Origin of the sequence: Streptomyces sp. YGL11-2 (assembly GCF_050054615.1) — a bacterium.
Lineage (GTDB): Bacteria > Actinomycetota > Actinomycetes > Streptomycetales > Streptomycetaceae > Streptomyces.
The window spans coordinates 1-26,350 of the sequence record NZ_JBNHIN010000077.1; the positions used below are offsets into that span (position 1 = coordinate 1).

Annotated in this window: 28 protein-coding genes; 20 read left to right on the top strand and 8 right to left on the bottom strand. The window is 71.8% G+C overall.

The features are described from left to right. Positions 1–385, bottom strand: a 385-nt coding sequence (locus tag ACO1BR_RS40540) for an alpha/beta fold hydrolase (protein ID WP_426800119.1), incomplete at its 3' end; no start/stop codon positions are given. A 53-nt stretch (positions 386–438) separates the two neighbouring features. Between ACO1BR_RS40540 and ACO1BR_RS40545 the strand changes: the two genes are divergently transcribed. The 3 genes from ACO1BR_RS40545 (at position 439) to ACO1BR_RS40555 (ending at position 2,562) form a co-directional block, all read left to right on the top strand. Then, the gene (locus ACO1BR_RS40545; protein WP_426800152.1) at positions 439–636 is read left to right on the top strand and encodes a hypothetical protein; all 198 of its coding nucleotides are present in this window, start codon (positions 439–441) and stop codon (positions 634–636) included. A gap of 193 nt (positions 637–829) precedes the next feature. Beyond that, positions 830–1,810, top strand: a complete 981-nt coding sequence (locus ACO1BR_RS40550; protein ID WP_426800120.1) for an SDR family NAD(P)-dependent oxidoreductase — start codon at positions 830–832, stop codon at positions 1,808–1,810. 440 nt (positions 1,811–2,250) lie between these two features. Continuing rightward, positions 2,251–2,562 (top strand): hypothetical protein, encoded by a 312-nt coding sequence (locus ACO1BR_RS40555; RefSeq protein ID WP_426800121.1) that lies wholly within the window; start codon positions 2,251–2,253, stop codon positions 2,560–2,562. Between the two features lie 125 nt (positions 2,563–2,687). Here ACO1BR_RS40555 and ACO1BR_RS40560 read toward each other — a convergent pair whose 3' ends face one another. Continuing rightward, positions 2,688–3,605 (bottom strand): alpha/beta fold hydrolase, encoded by a 918-nt coding sequence (locus tag ACO1BR_RS40560; RefSeq protein WP_426800122.1) that lies wholly within the window; start codon positions 3,603–3,605, stop codon positions 2,688–2,690. A 146-nt stretch (positions 3,606–3,751) separates the two neighbouring features. On the opposite strand from ACO1BR_RS40560, the gene ACO1BR_RS40565 reads away from it, so the two are divergent. The 11 genes from ACO1BR_RS40565 (at position 3,752) to ACO1BR_RS40615 (ending at position 15,204) form a co-directional block, all read left to right on the top strand. Then, complete coding sequence (locus tag ACO1BR_RS40565; protein ID WP_426800123.1) at positions 3,752–4,411, top strand: TetR/AcrR family transcriptional regulator; 660 nt, start codon at positions 3,752–3,754, stop codon at positions 4,409–4,411. A gap of 470 nt (positions 4,412–4,881) precedes the next feature. After that, positions 4,882–6,195 carry a MalY/PatB family protein gene (locus ACO1BR_RS40570; protein ID WP_426800124.1) on the top strand — a complete coding sequence of 438 codons (1,314 nt, stop codon included), beginning with the start codon at positions 4,882–4,884 and terminating at the stop codon, positions 6,193–6,195. After that, positions 6,189–7,394: an amidohydrolase family protein gene (locus tag ACO1BR_RS40575; protein WP_426800125.1), complete on the top strand. Its 1,206-nt coding sequence runs from the start codon at positions 6,189–6,191 to the stop codon at positions 7,392–7,394. The genes ACO1BR_RS40570 and ACO1BR_RS40575 overlap by 7 nt, the downstream gene beginning before the upstream one ends. A gap of 51 nt (positions 7,395–7,445) precedes the next feature. Beyond that, complete coding sequence (locus ACO1BR_RS40580) at positions 7,446–8,687, top strand: MFS transporter (protein WP_426800126.1); 1,242 nt, start codon at positions 7,446–7,448, stop codon at positions 8,685–8,687. Beyond that, on the top strand, positions 8,684–9,136 hold the full coding sequence (locus tag ACO1BR_RS40585; RefSeq protein ID WP_426800127.1) for a MaoC/PaaZ C-terminal domain-containing protein: 453 nt from the start codon (positions 8,684–8,686) through the stop codon (positions 9,134–9,136). The genes ACO1BR_RS40580 and ACO1BR_RS40585 overlap by 4 nt, the downstream gene beginning before the upstream one ends. 80 nt (positions 9,137–9,216) lie before the next feature. Continuing rightward, positions 9,217–9,738: a gamma carbonic anhydrase family protein gene (locus ACO1BR_RS40590; RefSeq protein ID WP_426800128.1), complete on the top strand. Its 522-nt coding sequence runs from the start codon at positions 9,217–9,219 to the stop codon at positions 9,736–9,738. A gap of 99 nt (positions 9,739–9,837) precedes the next feature. Beyond that, complete coding sequence (locus tag ACO1BR_RS40595; protein ID WP_426800129.1) at positions 9,838–10,494, top strand: winged helix-turn-helix domain-containing protein; 657 nt, start codon at positions 9,838–9,840, stop codon at positions 10,492–10,494. After that, the gene (locus ACO1BR_RS40600; RefSeq protein WP_426800130.1) at positions 10,487–12,037 is read left to right on the top strand and encodes an AMP-binding protein; all 1,551 of its coding nucleotides are present in this window, start codon (positions 10,487–10,489) and stop codon (positions 12,035–12,037) included. Before ACO1BR_RS40595 ends, ACO1BR_RS40600 begins: the two co-directional genes overlap by 8 nt. Next, a complete protein-coding gene (locus ACO1BR_RS40605) occupies positions 12,034–13,296 on the top strand; it encodes an acyl-CoA dehydrogenase family protein (protein WP_426800131.1) in 1,263 nt (420 codons plus the stop codon). Before ACO1BR_RS40600 ends, ACO1BR_RS40605 begins: the two co-directional genes overlap by 4 nt. A 60-nt stretch (positions 13,297–13,356) precedes the next feature. Further along, positions 13,357–14,475: an acyl-CoA dehydrogenase family protein gene (locus ACO1BR_RS40610; RefSeq protein WP_426800132.1), complete on the top strand. Its 1,119-nt coding sequence runs from the start codon at positions 13,357–13,359 to the stop codon at positions 14,473–14,475. 390 nt (positions 14,476–14,865) lie between these two features. Further along, on the top strand, positions 14,866–15,204 hold the full coding sequence (locus ACO1BR_RS40615) for a nuclear transport factor 2 family protein (protein ID WP_426800133.1): 339 nt from the start codon (positions 14,866–14,868) through the stop codon (positions 15,202–15,204). A gap of 122 nt (positions 15,205–15,326) precedes the next feature. Here the strand turns inward: ACO1BR_RS40615 and ACO1BR_RS40620 are convergent, their stop codons facing one another. Continuing rightward, entirely contained in the window at positions 15,327–16,121 is a 795-nt protein-coding gene (locus ACO1BR_RS40620) for an NAD(P)H-dependent oxidoreductase (RefSeq protein WP_426800134.1), read from the bottom strand. 97 nt (positions 16,122–16,218) lie between these two features. Between ACO1BR_RS40620 and ACO1BR_RS40625 the strand changes: the two genes are divergently transcribed. Both ACO1BR_RS40625 and ACO1BR_RS40630 read left to right on the top strand, forming a co-directional pair. Continuing rightward, positions 16,219–17,238, top strand: a complete 1,020-nt coding sequence (locus ACO1BR_RS40625) for a helix-turn-helix domain-containing protein (RefSeq protein ID WP_426800135.1) — start codon at positions 16,219–16,221, stop codon at positions 17,236–17,238. A 209-nt stretch (positions 17,239–17,447) separates the two neighbouring features. Beyond that, a complete protein-coding gene (locus ACO1BR_RS40630) occupies positions 17,448–18,311 on the top strand; it encodes a dienelactone hydrolase family protein (protein WP_426800136.1) in 864 nt (287 codons plus the stop codon). A gap of 104 nt (positions 18,312–18,415) precedes the next feature. On the opposite strand, the gene ACO1BR_RS40635 is transcribed toward ACO1BR_RS40630, so the two are convergent. The 3 genes from ACO1BR_RS40635 to ACO1BR_RS40645 all read right to left on the bottom strand — a co-directional run bounded on the left by ACO1BR_RS40635 (position 18,416) and on the right by ACO1BR_RS40645 (position 19,838). Then, complete coding sequence (locus ACO1BR_RS40635; protein WP_426800137.1) at positions 18,416–18,652, bottom strand: hypothetical protein; 237 nt, start codon at positions 18,650–18,652, stop codon at positions 18,416–18,418. 325 nt (positions 18,653–18,977) lie between these two features. Next, positions 18,978–19,556 carry a hypothetical protein gene (locus ACO1BR_RS40640; RefSeq protein ID WP_426800138.1) on the bottom strand — a complete coding sequence of 193 codons (579 nt, stop codon included), beginning with the start codon at positions 19,554–19,556 and terminating at the stop codon, positions 18,978–18,980. Positions 19,557–19,634: 78 nt separating this feature from the next. After that, a complete protein-coding gene (locus ACO1BR_RS40645) occupies positions 19,635–19,838 on the bottom strand; it encodes a hypothetical protein (protein WP_426800139.1) in 204 nt (67 codons plus the stop codon). Positions 19,839–19,976: 138 nt separating this feature from the next. Here ACO1BR_RS40645 and ACO1BR_RS40650 point away from each other — a divergent pair, with 138 nt between their 5' ends. After that, a complete protein-coding gene (locus tag ACO1BR_RS40650; RefSeq protein ID WP_426800140.1) occupies positions 19,977–20,276 on the top strand; it encodes a hypothetical protein in 300 nt (99 codons plus the stop codon). A 54-nt stretch (positions 20,277–20,330) separates the two neighbouring features. Then, positions 20,331–20,510 carry a hypothetical protein gene (locus ACO1BR_RS40655; RefSeq protein ID WP_426800141.1) on the top strand — a complete coding sequence of 60 codons (180 nt, stop codon included), beginning with the start codon at positions 20,331–20,333 and terminating at the stop codon, positions 20,508–20,510. Positions 20,511–20,675: 165 nt separating this feature from the next. Here the strand turns inward: ACO1BR_RS40655 and ACO1BR_RS40660 are convergent, their stop codons facing one another. After that, entirely contained in the window at positions 20,676–20,945 is a 270-nt protein-coding gene (locus tag ACO1BR_RS40660) for a hypothetical protein (protein ID WP_426800142.1), read from the bottom strand. Positions 20,946–21,152: 207 nt separating this feature from the next. Between ACO1BR_RS40660 and ACO1BR_RS40665 the strand changes: the two genes are divergently transcribed. Continuing rightward, positions 21,153–22,307: a methyltransferase domain-containing protein gene (locus tag ACO1BR_RS40665; protein WP_426800143.1), complete on the top strand. Its 1,155-nt coding sequence runs from the start codon at positions 21,153–21,155 to the stop codon at positions 22,305–22,307. A 1,735-nt stretch (positions 22,308–24,042) separates the two neighbouring features. Here ACO1BR_RS40665 and ACO1BR_RS40670 read toward each other — a convergent pair. Next, entirely contained in the window at positions 24,043–24,726 is a 684-nt protein-coding gene (locus ACO1BR_RS40670) for a TetR/AcrR family transcriptional regulator (protein WP_426800144.1), read from the bottom strand. A gap of 176 nt (positions 24,727–24,902) precedes the next feature. Between ACO1BR_RS40670 and ACO1BR_RS40675 the strand changes: the two genes are divergently transcribed. Next, positions 24,903–26,315 (top strand): amidase, encoded by a 1,413-nt coding sequence (locus ACO1BR_RS40675; protein ID WP_426800145.1) that lies wholly within the window; start codon positions 24,903–24,905, stop codon positions 26,313–26,315. Positions 26,316–26,350 lie beyond the last annotated feature (35 nt).

Below are 26,350 nucleotides of genomic sequence, written 5' to 3' on the forward strand. Positions count from 1 at the left end.
CCCCCGAGACGACGGCCAGCGCGGACGCGATCCCCGCCGTGGCGCAGGCCAGCGCGAACGGCGCCCCCTGCGAACCGCCGACCACCGGAACGCGTCCCAGCCCGCGCAGCGCGAGGAGCTGGCGGATGTCACCGGCGAAATCGGCGAACGTCCGCCCCGGGTGCGGCGTGGACGCCCCGAGTCCCGGGCGGTCCACGGAGACGAGGCGCACGCCCCGCTTCTCGACGACGCCGGCGCCGAAGCCCAGCCACCGGCTCGTCGCCGCACCCGGGCACAGCAGTACGGGCACGCCGTCCTTCGGCCCCCACTCCGCCCACCCGAGCCGTCGGCCGTCGGACAGCCGGGTCTCACCGAGTCGGGCAGGGTCGGCAACGTAACCGCTCATGATCAACATCATGGCAGCCGGCGGCACCCAGAGGCACCCGGATTTTCCGCCGGCTGGCCGGTGAGGCGGGTATCGCGCTGACGCCCGCCGGCGCCACCTTCCCGTACGGAAAGGACCCGAGGGACCGCAACATCCGCCTCGCCCCGAGCCACCCCGGCCCGGCGGAGCTCGGTGACGCGCTGGAAGGGCTCGCCCTGTGCGTGGAACTGGCTGCCGTGGAAAGCCTGCTGGGGGCCGGGCAAGAGGCGTGAGCGGCGCGGGCCGAGCCCTTGTCCTGTCCCACCTGCGGGACAGGGGCCCGGCCGCGGCGGTCCCGTCACGGCACGACGGCGGCCGGAACCCGTTGGCACCCCCCTCACAACAACGCGAAAGAGCCGTCGACCGGAACGATGCGATCCCTTACGGTACGCAGTGCCCCCGATGGATTGACGTACCGGAGACACCATGGCAATGCGCACTTTGCTGATGACCGGGGCGAGTCGCGGACTGGGCAGAACAGCCGCCGAGCATCTGCTGCGGGCGAACCCGGACCTCCATCTGCTCGTGACGTCCCGGGGAACCAGCGGCAACCGCCTCGCCGCCGAGCTGGCCGAGGCCACCGGCAGTCCCCACGTGTCCGCGGTCTGCTGCAATCTGGCGGCGCGGGAATGCATCCGGGCGGCCGCCGACGAGATCGCCGGCCGCCTGGCCGCGGGCGACCTGCCGCCGCTGTGCGGCTTCGTGGGCAACGCCGGCCTCCAGCTGACCACCCGGACCCGCACCGACGCCGACGGCGTCGAGCTGACCTTCTCGGTCAACGTCCTCGCCAACTGGCTCCTCATCCGCCTCCTGTGGGAGCACTTCACCGCCCCCAGCCGAATCGTCGTGGTCGGCAGCGACACGCACTTCGGGGACCTGCGCCACAACATGGGCATGGTCCCCGCACCCCGCTGGGAAAGCGTCCAGGCCCTCGCCGCACCCCACCACGACAAGCGAGCGCACACCGCTTCCGAAGGCCGCACCGCCTACTCCACCAGCAAACTCGCCGTGCTCTACCTCGTCCACGCACTGGCCCGTCGACTGCCCGAAGGCATCGACGCCTACACCTTCAACCCGGGCTACGTCCCCGGCACCGGCCTGGTCCGCGACGCCGGCCCCGCCGTCCAGCTCCTCTCCCGTACCGTTCTGCACGCGCTGACCGCCACCCCGCTCGCCCTGAGCCCCGCCCGGGCCGGCCGCCTGCTCGCCGAGGTCGCGGCCGGCCCCCGTCCGGGTCCCACCGGCGCCTACATCGACCGCCATTCCGTGGACCGGTCCTCCGCGGAGTCCTACGACGAGGACCGGGAGGAAGAACTCTGGCGCACCGCGGCCGAGTTGTGCGGCGTGTCCGGGGGGCCGGGCATCCCGCGGGCCGAGGGGCGGGCACGGGGCCGCGGTGCGCCATGACCGCGACCGTGCCCCCGTTCCCCGGCGAAGCGCTGCCGGACGGGCGGTACGACGGGTCGCGCTGGTCGCGCCGGTCGCGTCGTCCGGGCCGGGCGGTCGATGATCCCGACGGAGCCGCTCAGCTCAGGGGCTTGAGGACCGCGGCGTCGTACGGCTGACGTTCCGGGAAGCGGTTTCCCAGGATCTTGGCTGCCTTGTGGGGCCGACTCGTGCCCCACGTAGGTGCAACCGCCCCGGCGGGCGCGGCATTCCGCCGCTCCGGCGAGGCGCCCCCGTGACCCCGGACATGCGCCCGGAGCCGCCCGGCCGCCGACGCCTCGTGGAATGCCGCCCCAGAAGGGTTGCGGGGTTGCGCATGTGGGCAAGTGTTGTGCGCTGGGTGACTGTCCATACAAAGGAGGCTGTAGGTGGCGCGGGGCGGGATGACGGCGACAGGAAGCATGAACCTGCGTGTCGGGGCGGCCGTGGCGGAGATCGAGGGCCTGTGCGCGGCGTTGCGAGGTGCGCGCAACGAGCGTCACCGAGAGCGCATCCTTGCCGACCTCGCCCAGGCCGGCCGGCGTCTGACCGCTCTGGCACTCGCACAGCGGGGCACGCCGGCAAGCGTCCGGCCGCGGTCGCGCTGGGAGCGACGGCGCCTGCTGGCGGCTCGCGGCGCCGACCTGGTGGCGGCGTTCGCCTCGGGCGACGGCTGGGGGCGCGCCCGCCGCAGGGGCGGCGCCGAGGACGGCGCGGAGTCTCCGCGCTCCTGAGAGCCGGCGGTTGGTCCGCCGCTCGCGGCCGTGAGGGGGCAGCGGACCTTCTGGGGAGGGGTGGGCGCGGTGGTGCCGCGTCGTGTGCGGTGGCGCCGACGACGCGGCACGGTCCGCGCCCGCGTTCAGTCGACGGAGTCCAGGAAGTCCAGCATCCGGTCGTTGGCCAGGTCCGCGTGGTCGATCTGCGGCCCGTGGCCGGTGCCGGAGAGGATCTCGGCGCGGGCGCCGGGCACCAGGGACGGTACGCGTGCCAACTGCCGCTTCGGGTGGACGAGCAGGCTCCGCCTGCCCATCAGCAGGTGGAGCGGGGTGCGGATGGTGCGCATCTCGTCGTCGGTCAACGGGAGCGGCGCCGGCCGGCGGATGCGGAACGCGCGGACGCGGAGCCGGACCATCGTGCGCAACTCCGGTACGACGAGGACCGGTTGGTCCAGCCAGGCGGCAAGGTGCCGGCGCAGCGGCTCCGGGGCGAAGGTCGCGAACAGGCTGACGAAGATCCAGACGAAGAACCGGAGCCCCACCTTCTCCAGGCCGCCGGGGTCGAGCAGGGTCACCGAGGCCAGTCTGCCGGGGCGTTGGTGCGCCTGGTTCAGGGTGAGCCAACCGCCGTAGGAGGACCCGATGAGGTGGACGCGGTCGAGCCCGAGTGCGGCGAGGGCCTCGTCCATCCACTGCGCGGCGAGTTCGGGGCGGTGTATCGGCTCGCGGTGGACGCTGCGCCCGGCATCGCCGGGGGTGTCGAGCGCGTAGACCGTGCGCCGTGCGCTGAGGGCGGCGACGTTCGGGTACCACATCGACGAGTTGGAGCCCGCGCCGTGGATGAGCACCACCGGGGTCCGGGAGGCGTCTTTGGGCTCGGTGGGGCCGTACTCGTAGACGTGCGTGGTCCCGAAGCGGGTCTCCACGTCCCGCTCCGCGCGCGGAGCGGGACCGAGGGCGTAGACCGCGTCGCAGGCGCTGAAGTACTGGTCGCGCAGGGTCTCGTTCACATAGCGGCCGACGTCGGCCGGGCCGCGCTCGCGGGTCATGGTCTCGGGCACGTGTGACACCTCCGGAGAGATTCCATCTTTGTGATACGGCCGTACCATGATGATGGTACCGGCGTATCATGAAGGTGTGCCGGTGCCGGCGGACCGCCGGGCCGACGGGTCAACTGGCCGGAAGAGCAAGGGTGGAGACGCGGCTGATGCCGAAGCGTGTGGACCATGAGGAACGGCGTGCCGAGATCGCCGAGGCGCTCGTCCGGGTCGCCGGGCGACGCGGGCTGCACGGTGTCGGGATGCGCGACGTGGCCGCCGAAGCGGGCGTCTCCCTCCGGCTGGTGCAGTACTACTTCCAAACCAAGGAGAAGCTGCTCCTGTATGGACTGGAGCACCTGGCCGCCGGGTTCGGCGCCCGCACCGCCGCCCGGGTCCGGGCCGCCGGGGACGATCCCGGCCCGCGTGCCGTGATCGAGGCGCTGCTGCTGGAGTCGCTGCCCACCGACGAGGAGAGCCGGACCTTCCACCTCGTCTACACCTCGTACGCGGTGCTGTCCGTCACGGACGAGGCGCTCGCCGCCCAGCCCTTTATCGCGAACCCCGACGCCGCCGAGGACGCCCTGGCCAGCCTCCTCCGGCAGGCGCAGGAGGCCCGGCTCATCGCGGCCGACATCGACACGCGGACGGAGGCGATCGGCCTGCTCGCCCTCTCGGCCGGGCTGGGCACCAGCATCCTGGTCGGCCAGCGCAGCCCGGAGTCCGCGGTCGCGGTGCTGCGGCACCATCTGGACCGGATTTTCCGCGACGGCGAAATTCGGTCAGATGCCGGCGCCCAGAGCGGAACCGGTGACCCGCGGTTCGCGTGAACCATCCCGCGGGTCGTATTCCCGCGCGTACTCTTCGTCATCGAACGGTTCCCGGTAAGTGCGTTTCCCGGTATTCCGGGTTGGCCGCCATATCGGCGTGCAGAAGGATCGATATCCAGGCAATGCCCGCTGCTCGTGGGGTGTTTGGTGCCCGTGTCGCCAACCACCTCCGGTGCCGGATGAGTTGATAGGTGTACGTCTTCGTGCCCGACGGGCGGCCGAAGTGCCGGCGGTCTTTGGGGGTGTCAGGAGTTAAAGTTCTGTTTGCCCTTGACAGATTTCCGCAAGATTTCCAGTGTTGACCCGGGGCATTCGATTAGCGTCCGCGACGACCGCAGTACGCGAAATCCCTACAGCTCATGACCTACGGAGTGCGACCGAGGCCCTGAGGGGGCCACCCGCACATCCGGCGCGGCCACCTGCCGCGCTGCGCTCCCGTGCCCACCGGGCGCGGACCGGGGGAGGACACCATGAACGCGAGCGAGATCGGCGCGGCCGATTCGCCGGCCGACTTAGCCGAGTTGGACCCCGTCGACGATGTGGACCCGGACACGCTCCGCTCCGGCATCGGGACGAAGAAGTGGCGGCAGGCGGCCGCCGACGTGCTGCCCGCCGGGCTGGCCGAGATGGACTTCCCGGTGGCGGAGCCGATACGCGAGGGGCTGCGGCGCCGGCTCGCCCACGGCGCCCTCGGCTATCCGTACTGGCCGGACGGCAGCCCCCTGAGAGACGTCTTCGCCGCGCGTATGGCGGAACGCCACGACTGGCACCCGCGGCCTTCCTGGGCAAGGGAGTTCGCGACCGTCACCCAGGGCGTACACCTCGCCCTCCATCTGGGCACCGAACCGGGTGACGCGGTCGCCGTGCACACCCCCCTCTACGGCCCCTTCCGCGACGGCCTGGCCCGGCTGAACCGCCGGCTGGTCCCGATTCCCTTACGCGACGGCCCCCGTGGCTGGACCTGGGACCCCGGCAGGCTCGCCCGGGACGTGGTCGAGCACGGCTGCCGGGCGCTGGTGCTGGTCAACCCGCACAACCCCACGGGCCGGGTGTTCGACCGGGCCGAGCTGCGGGAACTCGCCGAACTCGCCGAACGCCACGACCTGCTCGTCGTCTCCGACGAGATCCACGCCGATCTGACCCACGCCCCGCACCGCCACACCCCGTTCGCCTCCCTGGGCCCCGAGACCGAGCGGCGCACGGTCACGCTCACCTCGGCGACCAAGGCGTTCAACCTCGCCGGGGTCCGCTGCGCGGTGGGCCACCTGGGACCCGCCCGGCTGCGCAGGGCGCTGGACGAACAGCCCGTCGAGTTGTACGGCGCCGCCAACGCCCTCGGCGTGTACGCCTCGTTGCTGGCGTGGACGGAGGGGGACACCTGGCTGACCGCCGTACGGCGGCGGCTGACCGGCAACCGCGACCGGCTCGCCGCCGGGCTGGCCGCGCGGCTGCCGCAGATCGGCCACCACCCGCCGCAGGGCTCCTATCTCGCCTGGCTCGACTGCCGGGCGCTGGGATGGGGCGCGGACCCGGCCGCGCGCTTCCGGGAGCGCGGCGGCGTCGACCTCGGCCCCGGGCCCGGCTTCGGACCGGGCGGCGACGGCTTCGTGCGCGTCAACTTCGCCACCTCGGCGGCCCTGCTCGACGAACTGCTCGACCGCCTGGTGCGCGCCGTGGACGCTCCCGCGGGCGCCGCGCCCCGTCCGGCGGCCGGCCGTCCGGTGCGCGCCGCAACGCGCGACGGCTCCGTGCCCCGCGCGTGGACCGGAGAGCGCGCATGCTGATCACGGTGGGCACGCTGCTGCCCGGCCCCGTCGGGGAACACACCGCGGACGCGGCCGTCCTGGTCGAGGGCGGGAGGATCGCCGCTGCAGGCCCGCGCGAGGAGGTGCTGGCGCAGGCCCCGCCGTCCGCGGCCCGCCGGGACTTCCCCGGCGCGACGCTGCTGCCGGGCCTGATCGACGCCCATGTGCACCTGAGCTTCGACGCCGGCCCGGAACCGTACCGGGCGCTGCTGGAGAGCGACCCGCCCACGCTCCTGGAGGCCATGGCCCGGCGCGCGGGAGCGCTGCTGGCCTGCGGGGTGACCACGGTCCGCGACCTCGGGGACCGGGGGGCCGCCGCGATACGGCTGCGCGCGGCCGTCGCCGCCGGCCGGGTGCCCGGACCCCGCATCCTGGCCGCCGGGTCACCGCTGACCCCGCCCGGCGGCCACTGCTGGTTCCTCGGGGGCGAGGTGGCCGACGAGGCCGCGCTGCGGGCGATGGTGCGGCGCAACGCGGAGGCCGGGGCCGATGTCATCAAGGTGATGGCCAGCGGCGGGCATATCACCGAGGGCGGGGCGGCGATGTGGGAGTCCCAGTTCTCCACCGGGCAGCTCGCCGCGGCCGTCGACGAGGCACGCCGGTACGGGCTTCCGGTCGCCGCCCACGCCCACGGTGCGCGGTCCATCGCGTCCGCCGTGGCCGCCGGGGTGAGTACCGTCGAGCACTGCCTGTGGCTGGACGGCCCGGACGGCGTCGACCGCCGCACCGACGTCGCCACGGCCATGGCGCGCCAGGGGATCGCGGTCTGCGGCTCGCTGTGCGGCCACGACTGGCGGACCAGGCTGGAGCGGGACGGGGCAGCCGCCACCCGCGCCTTCTACGACCGGCTCAGCTGGCTCGACGGCCTCGGCGTGCCCCTGCTGACCGGCACCGACGCGGGCATCCCGCAGGCCGCCTTCGACGACTACGTCAGCATGCTGGAGCTCTACGCCTGGCTCGGCTTCCCCGCCGAGCGCGTCATCGAACTCGCCACCACCGACTCCGCCCGCGCCCTGGGACTGGCCGCCACCACCGGCCGGATCGCACCCGGGCTCGACGCGGACCTCCTGGTCGTCGACGGCGATCCGCGCGCCGACCTGTCGGCCCTGCGCGCCGTGCGCCTCGTCGTGGCCAGGGGCGAGCCGTACAGCGCGGCCGGCCCGGGAGCGCGGGCCTGACGCGGCGATGAGCCGAGACCGGACACCCACCACCAACCAACGGGGCGACGTGTGAAGAACAAGAAAGACCTCGGCCTGCTCACCGTGACCCACGGGGTCAACGACATGTACCAGGGCGCCATCCCCGCGTTGCTGCCCTTCCTCCAGGCCGGGCGCGGATACAGCTACACCCTGATCACCGGGATCACGTTGGCCGCCACCGGCCTGTCCAGTCTGATACAGCCGCTGGTCGGACTGCTCGCCGACCGCCGGCCGTTGAACTGGCTGGTCCCGGCCGGCATGGTCACCGCCGGGGTCGGCGTGGGCCTGTCCGGCCTGGGCGACGCGTACGGGTGGACCTGGTGCGCGGTCGCCCTGGCGGGAGTCGGCCTGGCGGCCTACCATCCCGCGGGCGCGATGGCGGCGCGCACCCTCGGCGGTGGCGACACCCGGTCGATGAGCGTCTTCGCCGTCGGCGGCAACATCGGCGTCGCCGTCGCCCCCCTCTATGTGGCCGTCGTGATCAACACCGCCGGCATCTCCGGCACCTGGATGCTCGCCCTGCCCGCCGCCGCGATGGGCCTGGTCTGCCTGCTGATCCGCCGCTCCTGGCAGGTGGAGACGGTAACTCCCGCCAAAAACACGGAGATTGAGAGGGAGCAGTCGCCGGCCGGGCGGCGGGACGACTGGCGGGCCTTCGGTGCGCTCTCGGTCATCTCGGTGTTCTGGTCGATTCCGTACGTCGTCATGGGAGCGCTCGCCGCGCTGTATGTGATCAGCCGCTTCGGGGTCTCGGCGGCCACCGGGTCGGCGACCCTCACCGCGTTCACCGCGGGCGGCGTCGTCGGCACGCTGGCGGGCGGGTGGAGCGCCGAGCGATGGGGCCGCCGCACCGCCCTGCGCTACGGCTACCTGGTCTCCGTCCTCGCGGTCACCGGCGTCGTGCTGATGCCGGACCTCACCGGAGTCCTCGTCTGCACCTTCGTCTACGGCACCGTCCTGTTCGTGCCGTTCGCCGCTCAGGTCACCCTCGCGCAGGACTATCTGCCCACCCGCGTCGGCACGGCGAGCGGGCTGACCCTCGGCGTGACCCTCTCCGCGGGCGGCCTGCTCTCCCCGCTCTTCGGCCTGCTCGCCGACGCCTGGGGCGTCCGCGCCGTACTCGCCACCCTGATCGGCGTCCTGCTCGTACCGGCCGCCCTGGCCTGGCGGCTGCCCGAACCCCGCACCGCCCCCGCCGGCCCACCCGACGGACCCCCAGCGTCTCCTGACGCACCGTCACCCAGGTGCGGAGAGGCACGGGAGACCCGATGACGACCACCGTGCACGGCCTCGCCGAGCTTGCCGGTCTCCCGGGTACGGACCTGGGGCGTACGCCGTGGGTGCCGGTCGACCGCGAGCATGTGGCGGCCTTCGCCCACGCCACCCACGGGCACACCCACCCCGGCGGTGAGGACGGCGGCGACGCTCCGCTGGGCGGGCCCGTCGCGGACGGCTTCCACACCCTGGGGCTGGTGGGCACGCTCGTCGACCGGCTGCTGGAGTTCCGGGAGATCCGGATGAACGTCATCTACGGGGTCAACCGGCTCCGGCTGCCCGGTCCGCTGCCGGTCGGCGCCCGGGTGCGGCTGCACGCCGAGGTCGGCGCGGTCACCGAAGTCCGCGGCGGGGCCATGGAGATGCTCGTGCACGCCACCGTCGAGGTCGCCGGCCGGCCCAGACCGGCATGTGTCGCAGAGGTCGTCTACCGGATCTACGACTGACGCACCCCGCCCCGCCGTCCCCCGGCCCTGCCCGCTTCCGCATGCGCTCAACTCCCCCCGAACGAAAGGAGCGTTCCGGCATGCCCCTCTACGCCCTGGGCGATCTGGAACCACAGATCCACCCCGATGCCTATGTCCACCCCGACGCGACGGTGATCGGCGACGTGCGCGTCGCCGCCCACGCGTCCGTATGGCCGCACGCGGTGCTGCGCGGCGACGACGGCCGGGTCGAGGTCGGCGAGCGGACCAACATCCAGGACGGCAGCGTCGTCCACGCCGCCCCGGAGACGCCCGCGGTCATCGGCTCCGGCACGGTGATCGGGCACTGCGTCCACATCGAAGGCGCGCGGATCGGCGACGGCTGCCTCGTCGCCTCCGGCTCGATCGTGCTCAACTCCGCGGTGATCGAGACCGGCGCCATGGTCGCGGCGGGCGCGGTCGTCACCTTCGACGGACATGTCCCAACGGGCAGCATCGCGCTGGGAGTTCCGGCGCGGAACCGGCCGAACACGCTGTTCCCCATGGAAGCCGTCGCGGACATCGTCGACGACTACGTCACCGCCGCACACCGCTTCCGCACCACCTTACGCAGGGTGGTGTGACCCCATGACGACGGCAGACGGGCCGAGCGCGGCGCCGCGCACCACGGCGCCCGCGGGCGACACCGATCCGAGGTACCGGCAGGAGGCCGAGGGGGAGCGATGTTGAACAGTACGAACTGCCATCCCTGCGTGAAGATCATCCGCTGGCCGCGGGAGGCACACAAACGGGAGTGGTGCCGCCAGTCCGGGCACCTGCGGCTGCTCGTCATCGACGACGGCACCGACGCGCCCGTGTGCGCCGACGTCCGCGAGGACTGGATCCGGCTGCCCACCAGGAACGAGGACATGCAGGCCCGGATCGCCACGCTCCAGGCCCGGAACGTGGGCCACTGGGCCCCGCAGGTCGAACCGAACGGTGTCATCCGCCGCGGCTCCCGCACCGTGACCGTCTCCCCGACCGAGGCGGAACTGGTCCGGCTGCTGACCGTCAACTTCGGCGAGGTGGTGCCGCGCGAATCCCTCCGGAAGCGGCTGTGCCAGGACAACCGGCACGCCAGCCGCAACGCGCTCGACCTCCACATCATGCGCATCCGCCGCCGGCTCACCCCGCTGCGGCTGGAGATCCACACCGCCTGGGGACGCGGCTACACCCTCACCACCTGCGACGGCGGCGAGGGGGACGCCGCACTCGTCGGACAGCGGCCGCCCGGCTCGACCGAACCCGAACACCACGCACCGGCGGTCGCGAACCGGCCCCACCCCGCCGGGAGTTCGGCCGCCCGGACCGCCGGGCACGACGGAGGCATCGATGCGTGACATCGCACTGGAGTCACTGACCATAGGGGACCTCCTCGCCACGCGGGCCCGGAGTCACCGCGACGAGACGTTCCTGAAGTTCCGCGACGGCGACCTCAGCTTCGGCCACGTCCACCGGATGACCAACCGGGTGGCCCAGGGACTGCTGGCGCTCGGCGTCCGCCGCGGCGACCACGTCGCGGTGATGCTGCCGAACTGCCCCGAACTCCTCTACACCGTCTTCGCGTTGAGCCGGCTCGGCGCGGTCGCCGTCCCGGTGAACACGGCGCTCTGCGGCAACCTTCTGCGCCGCACCCTCGCCGACTCCCACTCCCGCTACCTCGTCGTCGACGCCCCGTACGCCGAGGAACTGCCCGCCCTCACGCCCTGCCTGCCCGGGCTGGAGCACATCGTCGTGCGGCACCGGGACGCCTCCCCGGTGCTGTTCGGCGCCCTGGGCAAGCCGGCGGTCGCGCTGTCCGCCCTGCTGGCCCACGGCGCCGACACCCCGCGCGCCGACGTGGCGTTCTGCGACCTCCAGGCGATCATGTACACCTCGGGCACCACGGGCCCCTCGAAGGGCGCCATGGTCTCCCACGCGCTCGCTCTGACCTGCGCCCTGGACTCGCTGGACTTCCTGGACCGATGGGGCAAGACGGCCTACTGCCCGCTGCCCCTCTTCCACGCCGCCGGCCTGTGGGACGGGGCGCTGTCCGCGCTCCTCTCGGGAAGCCCGCTGGCCGTCGCCGACCGGTTCCATGTCTCGCGGTTCTGGGACGACGTACGGTACTTCGGCGCCCAGGTCGCGCTCAGCGTCTTCTCGATGATCCCCATGCTGCTGAACCAGGAGCCCACAAAGGACGACAGGAACCACCCCCTGGACGTCTTCTACATGGGCAAGTCGGCCCTCGACAAACCGCTGCGCGACAGGTTCGGGGTCCGCTCCGCGGAGTGCTACACCAGCACCGAGGCCGGTATCGCGACCGGCAGCCCGTACGGCGAGTGGCGGCTCGGCTCCTGCGGACAGGCGCACCACGAGCGCTTCGAGGCCGCCGTCGTGGACGAACTCGACCGGCAGGTCGGGCCGGGGGAGCCGGGCGAGCTGGTCCTCCGCCCCAGGCAGCCGCACATCATCACCGGCGGGTACTACGGCGCTCCCGAAGCCACCGCCCACTGCTTCCGCAACATGTGGTTCCACACCGGCGACCGGGTCTGGCGCGACGGCGACGGCTACTTCTACTTCCTCGACCGCATGAAGGACGCCATCCGCCGGCGCGGCGAGAACATCTCCGCCTTCGACCTGGAATGCGAGGTCAATCTGCACCCGGCCGTGCTGGAGTGCGCCGCCGTCGGCGTGCCGTCGGAGCTGGAGGAGGAGGACGTGAAACTGTTCGCCGTCGCGCGGCCCGGCTCCGGCCTCGACGCCGACGAACTGCGCGAGTTCTGCCACAAGCGGCTCCCCCGGCACATGGTGCCCCGCTATGTGGAGTTCCTCGACGAACTGCCGCGCACCGCCACCGACAAGGTCGCCAAGCACCTGCTCCGGCCCGGGGGTGCGCGGTGAACGCGGAGGAGACCACCGAAGAGACCGCCGAGGAGCGCGCGTTCCGGCAGGAGGTGCGCGCCTTCATCCGGGACCGCTTCCCCTCCTCCTACCGGCCGGACCCGGACGCCGAGCACAGCCTGGAGCCCGAGGACGTCTGGGGCTACGACTGGCCGGCCGACCGGCGCTCCGCGGACCCCGAGCGGCGCGCCGGCGCCCGGGCCTGGGCGGCGGCCCTCGCCGAACGGGGCTGGATCGCACCGCACTTGCCCGTCCGGTACGGCGGTGCCGGGCTCTCCCCGATGCGGGAGTTCATCCTCCGCGAGGAGATGATGCGGGCCGAAGTACCCACCGTGAACGGCATCGGCGCGATGCTGCTCGGACCGACGCTCGTGGAGTACGGAAGCGACGCGCAGCGCGCGGCACACCTGCCCGGCATCGCCCGCGGCGAGACCGTGTGGGCCCAGGGCTTCTCGGAGCCCGACGCGGGCTCCGACCTGGCCTCCCTGCGCACCACGGCCGTCCGCGAGGACACCGGCTCGGAGGAGAACGGCAGCTACCTCGTCAACGGGCAGAAGGTGTGGACCTCTTCGGCGCAGCACGCCGACCGGCTGTTCGTCCTCGCACGCACCGATCCGCACGCACCGCGGCACAAGGGCATCACCTTCCTGCTCGTCGACGCCACCAGCCCCGGCGTCACCATCCGCCCCCTCCAGGACATGCGGGGAGCCGCCCCGTTCGCCGAGATCCACTTCGACGACGTGCGGGTGCCGGTCGCCGACCGGGTCGGCGAGGAGAACCACGGCTGGTACGTGGCCATGGCGGCGCTCGGCTTCGAACGCGCGGGCATCGGCGCCACCGTCAAGTTCGAGCGGATCCTCCACCGGCTCCTTGCCCACCTCCGCTCCGCCGAGGGACAGGACGTCCTGCGCGCGGACACCGCCGTCCTGCGGCACGAGATCGCCCAGCGCTACATCGAGCTGCGCACCCAGTACGCGGTGGCGCGCTTCACCGCCTCCCGACAGGCCGCCGGCGCGGTCCCCGGCTACGAGGCATCCGTCTGCCAACTGCTGGGCGCCGAACTGCACCAGCGGCTCGCGCACACCGGCGCCAAAGCCTTCGGCCCGTACGCGCAGCTGTGGCAGCGCGACGGCGCACCGATGGACGCCGCCTTCGCGCACATGCGCTTCGACGCGGTGGCCGCCACCCTGCTCGGCGGCACGACGGAGATCCAGCGCAGGGTGATCGCCACCCGCGGCCTGGGCCTGCCCCGTTCCTGATCCCGCCCCCGGCGCCGAACCGCTCACCCCCCGCCCCCACGCCCCGACACCGGAGAAGCGATGGACCCCACGCCCACCGAGGACCGGCGACACATCCGGGCAGCCGCCGCAGCGCTGCTGACGGACCGGCGAACGACCGCCCACGCACGGGCAGTTCGCGAGACCGCCGCAGGGCACGCCCCCGAACTCTGGAAGGAGATGACCCGGCTCGGCTGGCCCGCCCTCGTCCTGCCCGAACGGTACGGCGGCCTCGGCGCCGGCTTCGCCGACCTCTGCCTGCTCTGCGAGGAACTCGGCCGCCACCAGATCCCGAGCCCCCTCCTCACCACCGTGGCATGCGCGGCACTGCCCCTCGCCCGCCACGGCAGCCCGGCACAGTGCGCCAGGTGGCTGGCCGCGGTGGCCGACGGCGGCATCCTGACGTACGCCCGCGCGGCGCCGCACGGCCACTGGGGCGCACCCGGCTCGACGGTGACCGCGACCCCGTCCGACGACGGCTTCCACCTCGACGGAACGGCGCTGTTCGTCCCGTATGCGGGAACCGCCGACGCGATCCTGGTCATGGCCCGCACCGGCGCCGCAGCCGGGCTGACGGCGCTGCTGGTGCCGACGGCCACCCCCGGCATCCGCCGCCGGCGCCTGACCGTGGTCGGCAACACCCCTGAATACGGCGTCGACTTCACCCGCACCGTCGTCCCCGCGTCCCATGTGGTCGGCCCGGTCGGCGGCGGCAGCGCGGTGGCCGAGACGGCCGCCGCCCTGGGCACCGCCGCCCTCTGCGCCGAAATGACCGGCGGGGCGCAGGCCGTACTCGACATGACGGTGGCCCACGCCCGCACCCGGCAGCAGTTCGGCCGCCCGATAGGCAGCTTCCAGGCGGTCCAGCAGCACTGCGCGGACATGGCCGTGGCCGTACTCGGATCCCGCCTGAACACCCACGAGGCCGCCCACCGCCTGGCGCGGCACCGCCCCGCCGCGCTGGAGGTGTCGCTGGCCAAGGCGTACGTGAGCGAGCGGTACCAGCAGGTGTGCGCCCTGGCTCACCAGGTGCACGGCGCGATCGGCTTCACCGCCGAGCACGACCTCCACCTCTACACCCGCCACGCCACCGCAACGGCCCTGGCCTTCGGCGACGCCGACCACCACATCTCCCGAGTGGCCGAGTCCCTGGGCGTGTAGCCCGGCACGTCCCCTGGGCCCGTCGGCCCGCCCGCCCCGTGCGGCATACCGCGACCGCATCCGCTCGAACGGCCCCGGGCGGTGCGGCGCGGCGTCTCCGGTCACCGCGATGCCGGGCTGCGGATGCGATCACCGGGCCGCCTGCTCAGCGTCGGGTCGGCTGCGCGTCGTTCTTGTGGGGGCAGGGCCCGGGGCGTGCGGGTGCGGGGGGCAAGTGCCGCTCTGGGCGTGGTTCTTGTGCGGGCCGGCCTTCCGGCTCACCGCCCCGCTGCCGCGGAACCCCGAGCGGTCCCGCCGCGCGCCGGCCGCCCGAATCGGCCGGATCCGAGCCGGTATGATCTCCTGCACCCGCCGCCGCACGTTCGTGCCGGCCGGCTGAGAAAGGGAGTCATGTCTCCGGAAGAGATCGTCGACGGCCAGCTCGCCGCCTACAACGCGGGCGACCTCGACACGTTCCTGACCTACTACGTCGACGACGTACCGGTCCACGCCTTCCCCTCGGGCGACGTCCTCACCGACCGCTCGGGCCCGGCCTTCCGGGAGCGCTACCGCGCCGTCTTCGCCGCCAGCCCGGACCTGCACGCCGAACTCGTCTCGCGCGTCGTCCACGGCCGCATCGTCATCGACCAGGAGAAGGTCACCGGCTTCATGGGCGGCGAGGTCCGCGCCGCCGTGGCCCTCTACGAAGTCGGCGCGGAACGCATCGAACGGGTGTGGTTCGCGGTCTGACCCGGCCCACTCACCGGTACCCGGCCGACGGCCGGACCGGAGCGACGGCGCGGCCCCGTGGTACCCCGGTCCGACCGGTGGCCGCGGGGCCGCGGCCACGTCACGCGCCCGGCTCCGAGCGTTCAGCCCCGCGGACGGAGGTGGACTCCCAGGCCGCTCGTGCCCGGCGCCGCCACGCCCGGCCGCAGCCGCATGTCGCGCCCGTAGTCGCCGCCGACCAGTGACCGGAACGGGACCGGCTCGTCCGTGAACAGCCCGGCGAGCCGCTGCCCGTACTCCCGCTTCGCCGCCGCGAACCGCCCCTCCGGTACGTCGATCGCGTCGTACACCGTGAACGGTTCCAGCGGCGCCATGCCGGTGAACCACAACAGGCCGTGCTGGAGCGGGAAGAGAACGTCCGGCAGCGCGCCGTGGATGCCCCGTTCGCGGAACGCCGACTCGCGGGCACCGATCGTCACCGACAGCAGCGCCCGCCGCCCCGCCAGCGCGCCCTCGCTGTAGGGCGGGGGAACCGACGGGCCGTGCGCGAACTCGAAGGTGAACACCCGGTCGATCCAGCCCTTCAGGAGCGCGGGCACCGAGAACCACCACATCGGGAACTGCAGGATCACCGCGTCCGACCAGCGCACCTTCTCCTGCTCCGCCGCGATGTCCGGCGCGAGCCGCCCCGCCAGCGTGGCCTGCCCCGAGACGGCCAGCACATCCAGCCGACGATCGATGGCGTGGTCCGGGAAGTCGTCGGCGTCCACCCCTGCCTTCCACTTCATCGCGTAGAGGTCGGACACCCGCACCTCGTGCCCTGCCGCGCGCAGTTCGCCGGCCGCGAAACCGGTCAGCGCGGCATTGAGCGAATCGGGCTCCGGGTGGGCGGTGACAATCAGGATCTTCTTCCGCTGCCGCGGTGTTGCCTCGGTCATGCCGCTACGTTCTCCCGGGCGCGACGCGGCAGCCAGTACCCTCTTCGACCCGCGGAACCGGAGTCCTGGTACTGCGAGGGCCACCCATACTGGACCGATGGACAGCGTGGACGCGGACCGCAGTGAGCACCCCGCCGGCGTCGGCAACCGCCCGGCGAACACCGGCTGGATCGCGGGCAGCCGACCCGACCGGATCGCCGGCAGCCGACCCGACCGGATCGAGGGGGTGGGCGACACCCACCGGGCGCTCGGCGGTTTTCTGCGTGCCCGACGGGGGCGCGTCGCACCGGAACACGTCGGGATCGCCGGCGGCCGCCGGCGGCGGGTGCGCGGGCTGCGCCGCGAGGAGTTGGCGCAGCTCGCCGGCATCAGCGTCGACTACTACGTACGCCTCGAACAGGGCCGGGCCACCCAGCCGTCCCCCGAGGTGCTGGAGGCACTGGCCCGGGCGCTCGGCCTCGACGCGGCGGAGCGCGGGCACCTGGCCACCCTGGCCGGCACCCGGCGCGGCCCCGCGCCCACCACCCGGGTCAGCCCCCTGCTCCGGCGGATGCTGGACGGCCTGGCCGCCTTCCCGGCCTTCGCCACGGACCACCGCCTCGACGTGGTGGCCTGGAACCGCGCGGGCGCCGAACTGATCGGCGGCCTGGCCGATCCGGTCCGCCGCGACCGGAACAACGCCCGGTTCCTGTTCCTCGACCCCGCCTCACGGGACGTCCACCCCGAATGGGAGGACCGGGCGGCCGAGGCGGTGGGCCAGCTGCGCGTCGCCGCGGGACGCTACCCGGACGACGCGGAACTGGCCGCCCTCATCACCGAACTCTCCACCCACAGCGCGGAGTTCCGGCGGATCTGGGCCTCGGGCGAGGTGGTCATGTGCGCGGCGGGCCGCAAACGGCTGCGGCACCCGGTGGCCGGACCGCTCACCCTCGACTACGAGACCCTGCACGTACCGGCCGCACCCGGTGAGACGGGCCTGGTGGTGCATGTCTTCAGCGCCGAGGAGGGCAGCGATGCAGCCGCCGCCCTCACCCGCCTTGCCACCGCGACACAGTCGGCCGAACTGCCGCTGCCGGCCCAGCCGTCGCTGGCGGGCGGGCTGTCGCAGCCGGGCTGACGGCGAGGCCCCGCCCGACCCCGCCGATCTTCTCTGCGCGAACTGATCGCGGACGCAGGGCAACCGGCGGGTAGCCTCGTGGTGCTGTGCGCCGGACCGGGGGAGGCGCCCCGGACCGGTACGCAGCTGCCGATCAGGACCCCGGGGCCTGTCCGATGGGTCAGGGTCGGACAGCCCCTAGCGGTAACTGACCAGGACGGCGGTATCCCATGGCAGATCACGACCTGAGCGGCTTCGACCGCGAGCACTTCACGCACGACGGCGTCACCCGCCGGATTCTGCGGCGCGGCACGGGGCCCGCGGTGATCGTGCTGGCGGAGATACCGGGCATCACGCCCAAGGTGCTGGCGTTCGCGGAGCGGGTGGCCGCGATCGGCTGCACCGCCGTGCTCCCCGTGCTCTTCGGCGTGCCCGGCCGCGATGCCGACCCCGCCAACGGCCTGCTGAAGAGCGGGCGTTATGTCGCCGCCTCGATGCGGAAGGTGTGCGTGAGCCGGGAGTTCACCGCGCTGGCCATCGGGAAGAGCTCGCCCGTGGTGACCTGGCTGCGGGCGCTGGCCGCGGACGAGCACGAGCGGTGCGGCGGCCCCGGCGTCGGCGCCGTCGGCATGTGTTTCACCGGTGGCTTCGCCCTGGCCATGGCGACCGATGACCGGCTTGTGGCCCCCGTCCTGTCCCAGCCGTCCCTGCCGCTGCCCGTCACCAGGAGCCGCGCCGGCCGCATCGACATCTCCGCCGAGGACCTCGCCGTCGTACGGGGCCGCTGCGAGCGCGACGGGCTCCAGGTGATGGGGCTGCGGTTCCGCGGGGACTGGTTCGTCCCGGGCGACCGGTTCGCGTTCCTGCGCCGCGAACTCGGTGACGCCTTCCTCGCCGTCGAACTGGACGACGCCGCCGCGAACCCCGCCGCCGCGGCGCCCCCGCACGCCGTACTGACCGAGCACCTCATCGACGAACCCGGCCAGCCGACCCGCGCGGCGTTGGACGGTGTGCTCGACCTCTTCCGCACCCGCCTGCTCGGGCAGTCCCGCGACACGGCCGCGGACGCACCGGCCACTCCCGGCGGGGCGTGACGCAGCGGCCCGCCCCGCCGTTCTCCGACCTGTCGCGGACCGTCAGCCGCCCGGCAACACCGGGCGGCTGACGGCATCTTGGGGCTCAGCCGCGCGGCTTCGCCTCAGGGCCGGTCGAGCGTAATCGAGTTGACGGGTGTCAGGTCGGCCCAGACGCCGTTCTGCGCCGCCATGTCGTAGTTGCAGCCGGCGCCACCGGACCCCGTGCACAGGTGCGCATGGGCGCCGTCCGACTGGTTGTTCAGGACCCAGTGCCAGCCGTACTGGTTGGACAGCAGCCAGCAGGGGCCCTTCGCGGGAGTTGTCGCACACGCCTCTGTCCTTGAGTTCTCACAGGTCAAAAGGTATGCGCTTGCCAGTTGAGGAAGCCGAAGGGCCCGGACCGATCCGGCGGTCCGGGCCCTATGTCATACGGCTTCGGCGCTCTGGGGAGAATCTGGGGAGATCGATTCGGAATCAGCCATGAACCACGCGTCCATCGGCGCCTGCCGCGACCGTCAGCCTCGGGCATCATGATGTGCTGGTGCTCCGAATCGCTGCCCTGCCATGCCGACGTCCTGCTCGCCATCGCCAACAAGAAGCTGTGACGCCCCCTGCCCCGCTCGGCATCATCGGGTGGGGCTTCCGCGGGAAGCTCAGTCCATTGATGGGGCCCGGGGCATGGGCTCACACGCATGCGTTGAGGAACTGAAGTTGGACGTGGCCGGCGAAATAGCTGGTCAAGTTAAAGCCACTCGGGGGAGACGGCTTCCCCTTCATCTGCTGCACTCTGTCCTGAGAGTCGACGACCCAATGGCCAGGTGGATCATCTTCGTCCGTGAAGTTCAAATTTGCCGGAAACCTCAACGTGTAGTTTGAACCGTTGACGTTCTCGGTGAAGTTGGTGAGATGCCAGATGGAACACGCAGGCACGACGCCGACCGCGTGGTAGCTGCCGTCACCGAAGCTGATGGTCACGTCTTTGATGTCGAAGGGATTCCGGTTGACGATGTACATGTGAGGCGGTTGGAGACCGGCTTGAGAAAAGAACCCGACGTTTGCGGCTCGCTCGCGCTGCTGAGCCTGCTGCGCAGCCTTCTGGGCGTCCCGGGACTGACTCAAGCTCACGATGGACACGAGCACGGCCCCGCCGGCGATGAGTGTGGAGAGCCAGTCTCTGGCAGGGCTCCGGCGAGAGCCGTCCGGCTTCTGCTCAGCGGCAGGACCAGGCGTCGGCTCCGGCGTGGGATGGCCCCAAGAACTCATGCTTCATTCTCGGCACGGTCTCGTTTCCCCTTCTGCACGAGCTACGCCGTCCGGGTGGCTACCGAGCAGCCACCACGTTCAACCGTCGGCCGGCAGCCGACGGGCCAGGTTGCCGGCGAGGTGCCGCGCCGCGAACGCGCCCTCGCTGGACCCGGCGGCCAGCAGTTGCAGCAGTTCCACCGCGGCGCGTGCCTCGCGCAGGGTCAGGAGCGGCAGGCGTTGTTCGTCCACGTCCACCACGGTGTCGATCAGTCCGAGCAGGCGGTCATCCAATTCGCTCATGATCTGTGAGACGGGCCCTGACCTGCACGGTTGCGGCATCCAATGATGGCGCATGCCTGTGGCATATGCGTTCGGCTGACGTGCTGAACAGCGCGCTATCGTGCGTCACGAATGGTGATTCCACATCGGGAGGGCGGCATGACCAGCGAGCCGTGGACCCTCGACAGCATCGCCCACGCCCTACCCCACTCCGAACTCCGGGCCACATTCATGCGCGAGGTCACCTTCACCGACGTGCGCGAACTGCCCGCGATCCGCAACCGCTGGGTCGCCTTCAGTGAACAGTTCGAGGCCGGCCGAGACCGCGTCGAGCAACTCCGCACCCTCGTCCGGGAGAACGGCCAACTCCCCACCGGCTACACCGCTAGCCTCATCGACGTGACACCGGACGAACTCCGCGCCGACGCCGAGGCCAGCCGCCGCCGAGGCGCCGCGTGACTCACCGGCTCCACCTCGACCCGGCCCTCCACGCCACCTACAAGGCCCTCCCTGATGGTGCGCGCCGCGACATTGGTGTGCCTCCTCGACGCCCTTGAGGACCCGCTCGCACACTCCGAGCCCTACGGCATCGACGACGGCATCATGCGCACGATTGCCCGCGGCAGGGTCGCAGGAGTGATCTACATTGGCGAGAACGAGATCACCCTCGTTGAGCTCAACTACGTCGGCTGAGCCCCCGGCACGATAAAGGCCCCCACGGTGGTGAGGGCCTTTTGCGTGAGCGTGGCACCCGCCCCGAACGGTGCAGGTGCCGAACCGGAGACCACGGACAGCAACTGCGGGTGCGGAATGGCGAGGCCGCCGACCGTCGCTGCTGGATTTGAGGCGCAGATGCTCTCAGTCCATGGCCATGGGGCCGGAGTCGTCCGAGCTGGTCCGGTCCTCGTTGCTCCAGTTGCGGTGCCCGGGATGGCGAGCCCCCTGGTCGGAGTCTGGACTGCTGTGCCCGGGATGGCGTGCTCCCTGGTCGGAATCCGGACCTGAGTCGGCGGTCTGGACGATGGTGCCGTGGGGTGCGTCGTTGTCGTCGGCGACAGCTGTTCCCGCAGTGGCCAGGACGGCAACGGCGGTCAGGGCAATAGCGATCAAATTGGTGCGTACCCGCATTGAGCTCTCCTGTCGATAGATACGGGAGCACGCTTCCCGACCGCATGACATCCATACCGTCAGTGGCGGTAGCGTCACTCACGCAGACGCAGACCACTGCAGGGGGTGCCCGATGGACATGAAGCATCGATCCCCGATTGGCGACGACGGGCAGCAGCCCGGTCGGCCGATCCCGCCGTCTGAGCCGCAGCCGAAGCCCGACCCGAAGTGAAGCCGGCCAGCGCCCCGGCGCACTCCGAAGCCGAACGGCTCATCGCCGACCTTGCCGAACAACTCGGCCACCCCGTGCCCACAGAATGGGCCGAGGCGCTGCGCCACGTACCGCGGCACCACTTCCTGCCCGACCGGATCTGGCTCCGCGACGGCAACGGCGGATACACCCCCTGCGACCGCGCAACGGACCCCGCTGGTTGGCGGGAAGTCGCGTACAGCGACGCGCCCCTCGTCACCCAACTCGCCATCGAGGACGATGGTTTCCAGCAGCCCACATCGTCAGCGTCGGCGCCCAGCACCGTGATCCGCATGCTGGAGCAGGCCCAGATCACCGACGGCCAACAGGTCCTCGAAATCGGCACCGGCAGCGGCTACCACGCCGCACTCCTCAGCCACCGCCTCGGCAGCGTGCACGTCACCTCGATCGAGGTCGACGACACCATTGCCCAGCAGGCCCGCGTCAACCTCAAAACCACCGGACACGCACCGACCGTCATTACCGGCGAGGGCGCACACGGACACCCAGCCGGCGCCCCCTACGACCGCATCATCGCCACCTGCTCCGTCCGGGCCGTCCCGCCCGCCTGGATCCAGCAGACAGCCCCCGGGGCGCGCATCGTCACGCCCTGGAGCACCGCGTGGACCACCTATGGAACCATCACCCTCACCCCGGACGCCGACGGCACTGCAAGCGGCCAATTCGCCCCCTACGGCTCCTACATGGTCATGCGAGGGCAGCGCCCCGACGTCGAACTCGAACGCGACCTCCTACGAGACGGCCAGACCCCCGAGACCTCGACCAGCACCCTCTCGCCCTGGAACGTCGCCGGCCACGACCTCGACGCACACTTCGCCATCGGCATCCGCGTCCCCGACATCTGGCACTCCTGGGACACCGACACCTCCGAAGCGCACACCCGGCTCTGGGTCGCCGACGACCACGCCACCTCATGGGCAGCCATCCACTACGACGGGCGGCAAACCGACACCTTCCACGTCGCGCAGCACGGGCCACGACGCCTCTGGGACGAAGTCGAGGTCGCGTACCAGCAATGGACTGAAGTCGGCAGGCCCGGCATCGAACGCCACGGGCTCACCGTTAGCCCCAACGGCCAACATCTGTGGATCGACCAGTCCGGGGCTACATGACGCCGGCGTGGCCTTCACTGTTTGCGGTTCCCGCAGGTCACGGGAGCAGGCGTCACCGTCGAGTGATTCCCCTGCCACGGAGAGTACGCAGCACAGACGTGGACGTTGCCCACTCGGCTCACGCACCCTGGTCCGTTCGGCCCTCCCGACCTCGGCCAGGAGCGAGGAGAACGAAGCTGACGTTGAACGTCTTGTTGCAGAGCGGGCATGGCCACCGGACCGCGTCACCACGACCCAAGATCATTGATTCGCTCCCCGGAAAGGGGTGCCACCATGCGCACACGGAAGGCCAGGATGCGCCGAGTGGCTGCCGCGGCGTGTGCAGCACCCATCCTCGTCATGACAGCCGCCGGTGCGGCCGGCGCGACAGGAACCCCCGCATCGACACCCCGAACAGCCGCGTCAACCTCCGCCGCCCTGGCGCCTCGCTGCTCGATGCCCCCGTGCCCGTCCGGCATCACCCCCGGCAACAACGGGAGCGGCCACCAGGGCAGCATCGGGAGCGGCTACCGAGGCAGCTACGGGGGCGGCTACCGAGGCGGCAACGGGGCCGGCTACCGAGGCAGCATGTGGAATCCATGCTTCGGCAACACTTGTATCAACTCGTTCGGCAAAGACAGTGACGAGAACGAGCACGGCCGGGAGCACCGCCACCACCACGAGGACGAAACAGGGGAATCACAGGGCTACGAACACCGCTGACCAAGGAGGCCATGCGAGGCTCCCGCCCAACGGGGCGGGAGCCTTCTGTATTCCAGCCTCAGACCGCAACCGCGCCCACCACGCCAATGCGCACCCACGTTCGACCGGCCGAGTATCATCCCGCGGAGTGAGCAACGAGTACCCCGACGACCGGGTGCAGCTACAGCACGACCTCGACAAGGCCAACGCCGACCTCAAGACCTTCCTCGACCAGCACCCCGAGCCCCCCGAAGCAATCGACGGCTGGCACGACAAACCCGCGAAGGCTACTGGCGAGACCGGCACCACGACCCGTCACCCGGCTGGACCGACGACGACAAGCAGCGCGAGGTCCAGCTGCGGGAACGCGCAGTTGACCTCGCCACACAGGTCCACGGACACCCCCACTGGGACACCCTGTAGGACCCGGCCTCGTCAAGGCGCGCATGAAGCTCCGGCCAGGTCGAAATCGCCTCCACCGCAGGGGACTTCTGCGTCACACCACTCCCCACTCCCGGCCCCACCGCCAAAGCTTCGGGAACCACCACCGTCACCAACAACACGCTGGCCCCCGTGACAGTGAAGAGCGACACCGGAGCAACCGCCAAGGTCGATCCCGGCACTTCCGCCGAAGTCGAAGACCACTTTGAACTAATAGTCATTGTCATGGTGCCGTGAGATGGGGAGTGGCGCGGCGGGCGCAGTCGGGGACCAACCCACGCTGCGCTCGACCCACGTCCAGGCCGACACCTGGGTCAGACGGTCACCGCATCCTCTCGCGGGAACACCGCCGGGCACTGCCGGGGGCGTCATGTCGGCGGGAGGGTGTGGCGACGGACGCGGTCTGATGCCATAGGCCGGCTCGCCCCGTAGAGGCCGCGTCGGGTGCGGTTGGAACTACCCCTGCCTCAGCCGAGCCCCCTGTTGGCGCCGCCCAACATCTTCATCACCGCGCCCATGTCGATGTTCTTCATGAGGGCGCCGATGTCCACGCCGCCGTTGATGCCTGCACCCGCAGCTTGGGCTGGGGCAGCGAGGCCGAAGGTGAGCAGGGCTAGCCGCCGGCGGTGGATGGCCCACGACCCTGCGGGGCCAGGGGCGCATCCCGCGGACTCGCTGTCATGAGGGCGTCGATCTGGAAGCTGAGGAGGCCCAACGCGGCCTGTGGGGTCAGGTAGCCGATCAGGACGTGGGTGGTCAGACCGTCGGCGAGGGCGAGAAGCGTGTGTGCCGCCTGGTGCGGATCGTGGCCCGCGCGGGGGGTTGCGCCACTACGCGGGGCCGGGTCGTCCGCGCGGCTCTCGCGGAGCAGATGCACGAGCAGGGGGTGCAACTCGGCATAGCGGTTGCGCAGCACGGTGGCGAGCTCGGGCGCCACGGCGGCTTGCGCGACGAACGCGAGCCAGACCCGGGCCTCTGTCCGGTGCGCCTCGTCGACCAGGGCGACCTCGCCCAGTACGTGCTTCAGGGCCGAGCTGGTCGAGCCTGGTGCTGTGACGGTGCGGTCCTGTGCTCGCTCGGTCACCCGCTCGGTCACTCGCTCGCCGATGTGGTCGAGCGCGAAGACGAGCATCTCCTGCTTGGTGCGGAAGCAGCGTTGGACTGCGCCCATCGAGACACCGGCTCGCGTGGCGACATCGCGCAGGGTCACGCCCTCCAGGCCGCTGCTGTCAGCGAGCGCGCACACCGCCTCGGCGATCCGGCGTCGCCGTTTCTCGTGGTCCACCTGCCTGGGCATGGGCTCTCCCCGTCATTCGCGTAGTAATGCGCTTGCATCGCTTTCCAGCATAGGATGTGATGCAAGCGCATCGGAACGACTGGGCAGCCGATGTCACGGCATGGCACGGCATGGCGAGAGAAAGGGGCAGGGGCGTGCGCTCACCACGAGGGCGGAGCGAGCGGCCCGGCGATGCGATGAACACTCAACTGTGGAAGCTGAACGCGACCGAGCTGGGCGCGGCCGTCGCCCGTGGCGAGGTCTTGGCGGCCGAGGTGGTGGAAAGCCATCTGGAGCGCATTGCGGCAGTGAATCCGGCCGTGAACGCCGTCACCCAACTGATGGCGGACAGCGCCCTCGAAACCGCGCAGGCAATCGACCGGCGCCGCGCGGTGGGAGAACAGCTCGGCCCGCTGGCCGGAGTGCCCTTCACCGTCAAGGAGAACATCCACGTAGCGGGGTGGGCGACCACGCACGGCGTGCGGAAGTTCCGCGATCACGTGGCCGAGGCCGACTCCCCGCCGGTGCGCCGGCTCCGTGCCGCGGGAGCGATCCCGATCGGCCACACCAACATGCCCGACCTGGCGATCTCCTCGGACCCCGCGAGCCAGTTGTACGGCAGGACGTACAACCCCTGGGACCGGTCGAAGACCCCGGGCGCGAGCAGCAGCGGCGACGGGGTGGCAGTGGCGGTCGGCATGGCAGCGCTCGGGCTCGGCAACGACTCCGGCGGCTCGGTGCGCATGCCCGCGGCCTTCAACGGAGTGGCCGCGCTGAAGCCGAGCTACGGCCGCTTCGCCGCCGACCACCGCATCATGGGCCAGGAGCCGATGCTGGCCTCCCAACTCATCCCCGTCGACGGCCCGATCGCCCGCTCGGTCGCCGACCTGCGCGCGGCCTACGAAGCGCTGGCGGGCGCAGACCTGGAGGACCCGCGGGCGGTCCCGGTACCCGCATACGGCCCCCGCCCCACCGGCCCTCTCAAGGTCGGCATCGTGGCCGACCCGGCCGGAATCGGCGTCCACCCCCAGATCCGCGCCGCCATCGACGAGGCAGCCACCGTGCTGCAGCGGGCGGGCTACGCCCTGGAGGAGGTACAGATCCCCCGGCTGCCCGAGACCCTGGAGTGTTACGGCAAGCTCATCATGACCGAATTCGGCGTGAAGTGGCCCCGCATCAGGAAATTGCTCTCCGAGAAGGGCGCCCAGCACCTCGACCTGTTCATGGAACGCACCCCGCACACCGAGCTCGCCGAGTTCCTCGGGCAGACCGGCGCCCGCCTCGGCATCCAACGTGACTGGGCCAAGTTCCTGGACACCTACCCGCTGCTCCTCGGGGCCACCTGCCCCCAGCCCGTCCCCGGGGCCGACCTGCTCCCCGACGACACCGACGCCGAGAGCCATGCCCAGATGATGCTGGCAGGCGCCCTGTGCACCGTGACCTCCCTTGTCGGCGTGCCTGCGGTGAGCGTGCCCACCGGGTTCGCAGACGGCATGCCACAGGGCGTCCAGCTCATCGGTCAGATGTACCGCGAGGACCGGTGCCTGGAGGCCGCCGAGGTGATCGAGCGTCACTTCGGCGTGCTCGCACCCATCGACCCGCGCCCGTAACCGAGCGCGCACCGGTGTCCGCCCTGGCGACGGGG

Excerpts from the sequence above, each read along its gene's own strand:
- ACO1BR_RS40550 (WP_426800120.1), top strand. The coding sequence starts at position 830 with ATGGCAATGCGCACTTTGCTGATGACCGGGGCGAGTCGCGGACTGGGC.
- ACO1BR_RS40555 (WP_426800121.1), top strand. The coding sequence starts at position 2,251 with ATGAACCTGCGTGTCGGGGCGGCCGTGGCGGAGATCGAGGGCCTGTGC.
- ACO1BR_RS40565 (WP_426800123.1), top strand. The coding sequence starts at position 3,752 with ATGCCGAAGCGTGTGGACCATGAGGAACGGCGTGCCGAGATCGCCGAG.
- ACO1BR_RS40570 (WP_426800124.1), top strand. The coding sequence starts at position 4,882 with ATGAACGCGAGCGAGATCGGCGCGGCCGATTCGCCGGCCGACTTAGCC.
- ACO1BR_RS40575 (WP_426800125.1), top strand. The coding sequence starts at position 6,189 with ATGCTGATCACGGTGGGCACGCTGCTGCCCGGCCCCGTCGGGGAACAC.
- ACO1BR_RS40585 (WP_426800127.1), top strand. The coding sequence starts at position 8,684 with ATGACGACCACCGTGCACGGCCTCGCCGAGCTTGCCGGTCTCCCGGGT.
- ACO1BR_RS40590 (WP_426800128.1), top strand. The coding sequence starts at position 9,217 with ATGCCCCTCTACGCCCTGGGCGATCTGGAACCACAGATCCACCCCGAT.
- ACO1BR_RS40595 (WP_426800129.1), top strand. The coding sequence starts at position 9,838 with ATGTTGAACAGTACGAACTGCCATCCCTGCGTGAAGATCATCCGCTGG.
- ACO1BR_RS40600 (WP_426800130.1), top strand. The coding sequence starts at position 10,487 with ATGCGTGACATCGCACTGGAGTCACTGACCATAGGGGACCTCCTCGCC.
- ACO1BR_RS40610 (WP_426800132.1), top strand. The coding sequence starts at position 13,357 with ATGGACCCCACGCCCACCGAGGACCGGCGACACATCCGGGCAGCCGCC.
- ACO1BR_RS40615 (WP_426800133.1), top strand. The coding sequence starts at position 14,866 with ATGTCTCCGGAAGAGATCGTCGACGGCCAGCTCGCCGCCTACAACGCG.
- ACO1BR_RS40620 (WP_426800134.1), bottom strand. The coding sequence starts at position 16,121 with ATGACCGAGGCAACACCGCGGCAGCGGAAGAAGATCCTGATTGTCACC.
- ACO1BR_RS40625 (WP_426800135.1), top strand. The coding sequence starts at position 16,219 with ATGGACAGCGTGGACGCGGACCGCAGTGAGCACCCCGCCGGCGTCGGC.
- ACO1BR_RS40630 (WP_426800136.1), top strand. The coding sequence starts at position 17,448 with ATGGCAGATCACGACCTGAGCGGCTTCGACCGCGAGCACTTCACGCAC.
- ACO1BR_RS40640 (WP_426800138.1), bottom strand. The coding sequence starts at position 19,556 with ATGAGTTCTTGGGGCCATCCCACGCCGGAGCCGACGCCTGGTCCTGCC.
- ACO1BR_RS40645 (WP_426800139.1), bottom strand. The coding sequence starts at position 19,838 with ATGAGCGAATTGGATGACCGCCTGCTCGGACTGATCGACACCGTGGTG.
- ACO1BR_RS40650 (WP_426800140.1), top strand. The coding sequence starts at position 19,977 with ATGACCAGCGAGCCGTGGACCCTCGACAGCATCGCCCACGCCCTACCC.
- ACO1BR_RS40655 (WP_426800141.1), top strand. The coding sequence starts at position 20,331 with ATGGTGCGCGCCGCGACATTGGTGTGCCTCCTCGACGCCCTTGAGGAC.
- ACO1BR_RS40660 (WP_426800142.1), bottom strand. The coding sequence starts at position 20,945 with ATGCGGGTACGCACCAATTTGATCGCTATTGCCCTGACCGCCGTTGCC.
- ACO1BR_RS40670 (WP_426800144.1), bottom strand. The coding sequence starts at position 24,726 with ATGCCCAGGCAGGTGGACCACGAGAAACGGCGACGCCGGATCGCCGAG.
- ACO1BR_RS40675 (WP_426800145.1), top strand. The coding sequence starts at position 24,903 with ATGAACACTCAACTGTGGAAGCTGAACGCGACCGAGCTGGGCGCGGCC.